This window comes from Nocardia sp. NPDC004604, assembly GCF_040609795.1.
Classification (GTDB): Bacteria; Actinomycetota; Actinomycetes; order Mycobacteriales; family Mycobacteriaceae; genus Nocardia.
In genome coordinates this window covers 1-7,671 of sequence record NZ_JBEXLC010000244.1, presented here as the reverse complement: position 1 = coordinate 7,671, position 7,671 = coordinate 1, and the positions used below count along the sequence as shown (strand labels likewise).

Annotated in this window: 1 protein-coding gene; it reads right to left on the bottom strand. The window is 70.1% G+C overall.

The window, feature by feature from the left end:
- Positions 1–7,671, bottom strand: a 7,671-nt coding sequence (locus ABZW16_RS42020) for a type I polyketide synthase (RefSeq protein WP_354961747.1), incomplete at both ends; no start/stop codon positions are given.

Sequence of the window (7,671 nt, the reverse complement as noted above, 5' to 3'; positions counted from 1 at the left end):
TAGGAGTGCTTGGGCTTCGATGGGGTCGCCGAGTCGGGTGCCGGTGCCGTGGGCTTCGACGGCGTCGATATCTGAGGGTTGTAGTCCGGCGTTGGCCAGTGCTTGGCGGATTACTCGTTGTTGGGATGGCCCGTTGGGTGCGGTGAGTCCGTTCGAGGCCCCGTCTTGATTGACGGCCGATCCGCGCACCACCGCCAAAACCGGATGACCATTGCGCTGCGCGTCGGAAAGTCGTTCCAGCAGTAGCAGTCCGGCGCCTTCGGCCCAGCCGGTGCCGTCGGCGTTGTCGGAGAAGGCTTTACAGCGTCCGTCTGGTGCGAGTCCGCCTTGCCGGCTGAATTCGGTGAAAGTGATAGGAGTTGCCATAACCGTGACACCGCCCGCGAGTGCCAGAGTGCATTCACCGGCGCGCAGGGCGTTGGCCGCCAAATGCACGGCCACCAGCGAGGACGAGCAGGCGGTGTCGATGGTGACGGCGGGGCCCTCGAGCCCGTAGCTGTAGGAAATACGGCCCGACACCACGCTGGTCGTATTACCGGTGAGGAGATAACCCGCGGTACCGGCGTCGTCCCGCAGCAGCGAGACATAATCCTGGCTGTTCCCACCAACGAAGACACCGGTTCGGCTGCCGCGCAGCGACTTCGGGTCGATGCCCGCGCGTTCGAAGGTCTCCCAGGAGGTTTCCAGCAGCAGCCGCTGCTGTGGGTCCATCGCCCGCGCCTCACGGGCCGAGATACCGAAGAACTCCGCGTCGAATTCCGCCGCGTCGTACAGAAAACCACCCGCGGTCGCGGTGCTGCCACCGGATTCGCCGGGCGAGTTCTGCCGCAACGACGCGAGATCCCAGCCGCGATCGGCGGGAAACTCCGACACCACATCGCGGCCCGCCGCCAGGAGCTGCCACAGCTCCTCTGGACCGCGCACACCGCCGGGGAAGCGGCAACCGATGCCGACGACGGCCAGCGGCTCATCGGACGCGGCCACCGAGTTCGCCCGCTCGTCGCGCGGATCCTCGTCGAAGAGTGAGACCAGGTGGGAGACAAGTTGTTCCGGGCTCGGATAGTCGAAGACCGCCGTCGTCGAGAGGGTGACGCCGACTACGGCACCGAGCCGGTTGCGCAGCTCCACCGCGGTCAGCGAGTCGAATCCGAGATCACGGAACGCCCGGTCGGGGGTCACCTCGTCGGCGGTGGCATGGCCGAGCACCGACGCGGCCTCGGAGGTGACCACGGCCAGTAATCTCGCCCGTCGTTCGGCGGTGCCGAGCGACGAAAACCGTTGGGTGTTAGAACTTTCGGGCCCTTGCGGCACCTCGGCCAACGCCCGTGCCTCCGGGAGATCGGACAGCAGGGCACTGGGCCGCGCGGACACGAACGGCGGCAGGAAATCCGCCCAACCGACATCCGCGACCGCCGAGCAGGGCGCGTCGTCGCCCAGCGCCCGTTCCAGCGCCACCATCGCGAGGTCCGGCGCGAGCGGCGGCAGACTGCGCCGGTGCGAATGCGCACCCGAATCGTCCTGCGCCATCCCGTCTCCGGCCCACGGGCCCCAGGCCACCGACGTGGCGACCAGCCCGCGATCCCGGCGGTTTCGGGCGAGCGCGTCGAGGTGGGCGTTCGCGGCGCCGTACGCCGCCTGCCCGCCGGTGCCCCACACCCCGGACACGGAGGCGAACAGGACGAACGCGTCCAGCTCGCGCGCGCCGATCAGCTCGTCGAGATGCGTGGCGCCCGCCGTCTTCGCCCGCACGATATCGGCGAACTCGTCGATGCCGGTGTCCGCCAGCGGTTTCCGCTGTCCGACGCCGGCGGCGTGCACGACCGCGGTGAGCGGTCGATGCGGCGGCACCGCGGCCAGCAGATCCGCGACCGCCGCGCGATCGGACACATCGCAGGCCGCGACGGTCACCTCCGCACCGAGCGCCGACAGTTCCGCGGCCAGCGCCGCCGCGCCGGGAGCGGCGGGGCCGCGGCGCCCGGCGAGCAGTAGATGCGCCGCGCCGCGCCGGGCGAGCCAGCGGGCGACCTGCGCGCCCAGCGCCCCCGTGCCGCCGGTGATCAATACCGTGCCCCGCGGCGTCCACGGCGAACGGGTCGGCGTGCCCTGCGGCGCCCGCGCGAGCCTGCGGGCGAAGAGGCCGGAGGCCCGCAGCGCGAGTTGGTCCTCCCCACGGGGATCGGCCAGCAGCGCGGGCAACCGGGACAGCGTCCGATCGTCGATCGTCGCGGGCAGATCGATGAGTCCGCCCCAGCCGTGCGGCCATTCGAGTGCGGCGGCGCGCCCCATTCCCCAGAACTGCGCATGGGCGGGCGCGGGCAACCGGTCCGAGTCGCCGATGGCGACGGCACCGCGGGTCAGGCACCACAGCGGCGCGGCCGATTCGGCGCGCTGCAATGTGTGGACCAGGGCGAGGGTCGCGGCGAGCCCGCGCGACAGCGCCGGATGCGTCTCGTCGGGCTCCTCATCGAATGCCAAAAGCGATACCACCCCTGCGATTCCGGAGACATCGCCGAGATCGGCAGCGTGCCCGACCCGCACTTCGGCGCCGCCGTCGCGGAGCGCGTCGGCCACCGCGACCACATCCGGGTGCCCGTGGTGCGCGGCGGCCGCGACCACCAGCCAACTGCCCGAGAGCCGACGTGCCTCGGGGGTCAGCGGAATCCAGGTGATGCGGTAGCGCCAGGAGTCCACGACGGACTGTTCCTGCTGCCTGCGTCGCCAGTCGGCGAGCACGGGCAACGCGGCGGACAGTTGTCCGTCATCCGCATTCCCCAATACCTGCGACAGTGCGCCGAGGTCCGTGCGCTCGACCGCGTCCCAGAATCGGGATTCGGCCGCGTCGGCCGTTGTTTCGCGAGCGGGCGTCGTCTCGGTCGGTTCGAGCCAATAACACTTGTGTTGGAAGGGGTAGGTGGGCAGTTCGACGCGTCGTGCGCCGGTGTCCGCGAAGTAGTTGTCCCAGTTCGGGTTTGCGCCATGTACGACCAGACGGGCCAAGGCGGTGGTGATGGCCTCGATTTCTGGTCTGTCGTGGCGTAACGAAGGGATCGCGGTGTCGGCGAGGTGGGTGGTGAGGGCGGCGTCGGGTCCGATTTCGAGATAGGCGTCGGCCGTGATCTGGGAGACCGCATCGGCGAAACGAACGGTGTTGCGGGCGTGGCGGATCCAGTGGTCGGGATCGATGAGGGTGGTGTGGCCGACCGGTTGTCCGGTGACCGTGGAGACGATCGGGATCGCCGGTGCGGAGAACGCCAGACCCGCGACTACCTGACGGAATTCGGCGAGGACGGGGTCCATCAACGGTGAGTGGAAGGCGCACGAAACCTTCAGCCAGGTGATCCGATGTCCGTCGAGCCGGGCGGTGATGTCGGCGAGCGTGGCGTTATCTCCGGACAGCACAACGGCTTTGGGTCCGTTGATGGCGGCAATGCCGACCTTGTCTTCGTGTCCGTGGAGATGGGGGAGGATGTCGTGTTCGGTGATGTCGACCGCGACCATGGCACCGCCTGCGGGCAGCGACTGCATGAGCCTGCCACGATGAGCCACCAGTGTTGCCGCATCGCTCAGGGTGAGAACTCCCGCGATATGCGCGGCGGTGATTTCACCGATGGAATGCCCGGTAACGGCGCTGGGCTGGATGCCCCAGCTCTCCCAGAGCCGATACACGGCGACTTGCAACGCGAACAAAGCCGGTTGGGTGAATTGGGTCCGGTCGAGCAGCTCTTTGTCATCACCGAAAACTATGTCGCACAACGGTTTAGGAAGGTGCTGATCGAGCTCGGCGCACACGGTGTCGAAGGCATCGGCGTAAACCGGATAGCCGTCGTAGAGTTCGCGTCCCATGCCGAGGCGCTGACTGCCTTGCCCGGAGAACACCATCGCCACCGCGCCCGCACCGGCCCGCCCAGTGAGCACGCTGGGCGCGGCCTGACCCGCGGCGAACGACCGCAACGCGCGCCTGCGCTCGGCCGGATCGCCGCCGACCACCACTGCCCGCTTCGTCAGCATGCTGCGGTTCGTCGCGAGCGAATAGCCGACGTCGAGCAGCGTGGTGTCGTCGGCGAGCTGATCGGCGAGCCGGTCGGCCAGCGCCGCCAGTGCTGTCTCGTCGTGCGCCGACAGCACCCACGGCACGGCGGGCGGCGGTGTCGGCGTGTGCGTGACAGGTTCCGGCTCTTCCGCCTGCTCGAGGATCACGTGCGCGTTCGTTCCGCTGACACCGAACGCGGACACCCCGGCACGCCGGCGCCGATCGGCATCCGGCCACGGCCGATCCTCGGTGAGCAACGAGACCGCGCCCGCGGCCCAGTCCACGTGCGGGGTCGGCTCGTCGACGTGCAGCGTGCGCGGCAGTACGCCATGGCGCATCGCCATGATCATCTTGAGCACGCCTGCCACCCCGGCGGCGGACTGGGTGTGCCCGATGTTGGATTTGACCGATCCCAGCCACAGCGGCCGCTCGCGCTCCCGGCCGTAGGTGGCCAGCAGCGCCTGCGCCTCGATGGGGTCGCCGAGCCGGGTGCCGGTGCCGTGCGCCTCGACGACATCCACGTCCGCGGCCCGCACACCGGCATCGGCCAGGGCCTGACCGATCACCCGCTGCTGCGACGGGCCGTTGGGTGCGCTGAGTCCATTGGACGCACCGTCCTGATTGACCGCGGAACCCCGGAACACCGCGAGCACCGGGTGGCCGTTGCGGCGCGCGTCCGACAACCGTTCCAGCACAACGACACCCGCGCCCTCGCCCCAGCCGGTGCCGTCCGCGGTCGCGGCGAACGACTTGCACCGGCCGTCCGGGGCCAGGCCGCGCTGCCTGCTGAACTCCAGGAACGCGGCCGGTGTCGCCATCACGGTGACCCCGCCGGCGAGCGCGAGCGAGCATTCACCGCCGCGTAGCGCATTGGCGGCTAGATGCATCGCGACCAGCGAGGACGAGCAGGCGGTATCCACGGTGACCGCGGGCCCCTGCAGCCCGAAGGTGTAGGAGATGCGGCCCGAGAGCACCGCGGTCGCCGTTCCGGTGAGCAGATAGCCCTCTGCGCTCCGCCCGGCCTCGCCGGTGGCGTAGTGCGAGGTGGTGGCGCCGATGAAGACTCCGGTTCGGCTTTCCCGCAGCGTGTCGAGCGCGATACCGGCCCGTTCGAAGGCCTCCCATGAGATTTCCAGCAGCAGCCGCTGCTGTGGGTCCATCGCCATCGCTTCCCGCGGCGAGATCCCGAAGGCGGCCGCGTCGAAACCGGCCGCATCGGTGACGAAGGCACCCTCGCGGCTATAGGACGTGCCCGGCTTGGTCGGGTCCGGGTCGTAGATGCCGTCGATATCCCAACCGCGGTCGGTGGGGAAATCGGACACCGCGTCGCGGCCGTGCGCGACCAGCTCCCACAGCGCCTCGGGTGAGTCGGCGCCGCCGGGGAACCGGCAGCTCATCGCGACGATCACCACCGGGTCGTTGTCGTCGCGCGACGGCCCTGCCGCCGGACTCGTCAGGCCGGCCGCGCCCAGGAGTTCCCGCTCCAGGCGCGTCACCAGCGCGACCGGGGACGGATGGTCGAAGACCAGCGTGGCGGGCAGCGCCAACCCGGTCGCCGCCGCCAGCCTGCCGCGCAGTCGCACGGCGGTGACGGAGTCGACACCCAGATCGCGGAACGCGGCCCGCGGCGAAACCGCCTCCGGGGACGGATGTCCGAGCACGGCCGCGACCTCGCCGCGCACCAGCTCGAGCAGGATCCGAGTCCGCTCGGCCTCGGTCGATCCGGAAAGCTTTTGCCGCCAGCCGTTTTCGGCGGATTCCGGTGCGTCGGTGCGCGAACCGTCCAGCGCCGCTCGCGCCTCAGGGAGGTCGCCGATCAGGGGACGGCGGCGGGCCGCGCTCAGGATGGGCGCGAACGTGTCCCACGCGATATTCGCGACCGTGCCGGTGGTGTCATCGCAGTCGAGCGCCCGGCCGAGCGCCTGGACCGCGAGCTCCGGTGCCATGGCGGGTAAACCACTGCGGCGCAACGATTCCCCGGCACCGTCGTGGGCGGCCAGACCGCCGCCGCCCCAGGTTCCCCACGCGACGGACAGCGCGTGCAGGCCCCGGTCGCGACGCGCCTGCGCCAACGCGTCCAGATAGGCATTGGCCGCAGCATACGCGCCCTGTCCGCTGCCACCCCACACGCCGGCACCAGAGGAAAACACCACGAAGGCATCCAGCGCGGTGTCGGCGAAGGCGTCGTCGAGATGCTGTGCGCCGCGTGCCTTGCCCTCCCACGCTTGTGCGAGCAGCGCCGCATCGGTGTCCCGGAGGAGTGCGGCGGTACCGACGCCCGCGGTGTGGAATACGGCGGACACCGGCGTATCCAACGCGGCGAGCAGCCGGTCCAGCGCCGCCCGGTCGGCGACGTCGCAGGCCTCGATATCGACGCGGACGCCGGGTGCGAGCTGTACCAGCTCGACGCGCAGGGCGGCCGCGCCCGGCGCATCGCTGCCGCGTCGGCTGGTGAGCACGAGATGCCTTACGCCGCAACGAATCAGCCATCGCGCGACGTGACCGCCGAGCGCGCCGGTACCGCCGGTGACCAGCACAGCGCCATCGGTGGACCAGGTGCGTCCCCTGGCCGTGTCGGCGGCGCGAATCAGCCGCCGGGCGAACACACCCGAGGAACGCACGGCGAGCTGATCCTCGTCCCACCGGCCCGCCAGAATCGCCGCTACGCGTGCCGCCGCCCGGTCATCGATGCGCTCGGGGAGATCGATGGTGCCACCCCACCAGCTCGGATGCTCGAGGCTCGCCACCTGCGCCAGTCCGAGCACCGCCGCCTGAGCCGGATCTCGCAGCCGGTCGGCGCGGCCGACCGATACCGCACCGGAGGTGAGGCACCACAGCGAGGCGTCCAGGTCGATATCCGCGCAGGCCTGGAGCAGCTTCAGCGTCGCAGCCGTCGCGTCGGTGCCCAGTGCGAGCAGCGAAAGCACACGCTGCGGCCGGTGTTCGGCGATCGATTCGGCGATTGATTCGCGGGTTTCGCTGCCGTCGTACACTATTCGCACGGCATCCCTGGGCAGCGCATCGAGGACAGCCGTGACCAACGGGTTCCCCGCGTGCTCGGCCGGGACGAATACCAGGTGACCTCCGTCGAGGGTCGTGGTCATGCCCGACGCCGGGAGCGGACGCCAACTGACCTGGTAGCGCCATGAATCGACGATTCCGCGAGCGGCCTGCCCACGCCGCCAGTCCGACAGCAACGGCAGCGCCGGACCCAGTACCTGCCGCGGATCGCGGTCGCCGACCGAGAGCATCGCGGCCAGCGCGTCGAGATCCTCATGCTCGATCGCATGCCAGAACTCCGCATCGACACTCGGTGCCGTGGGCCCGGCTGGTGTGTCGAGCCAGTAGCGGGTGCGTTGGAAGGGGTAGGTGGGCAACGCGATTCGCCGCGCGTTCGGATATTCGGCTGTCCAGTCGATGGGGAGGCCGTGGGTCCAGGCGTGTGCGGCGGAGGTTAGTAGTTCGGTGTGGGTGCCGTGGTTGCGGCGCAGGGTGCCGGTGGTGATGATGTCGGTGTCGATGGCGTCGGCGGTGTCTTGGATGGCGGTGGTGAGGACGGGGTGGGGGCTGGGTTCGATGAAGGTGGTGTGTTGGTCGGTGATGAGGGTTTCGATGGTGGGGTGGAACAGGACTGGTTGGCG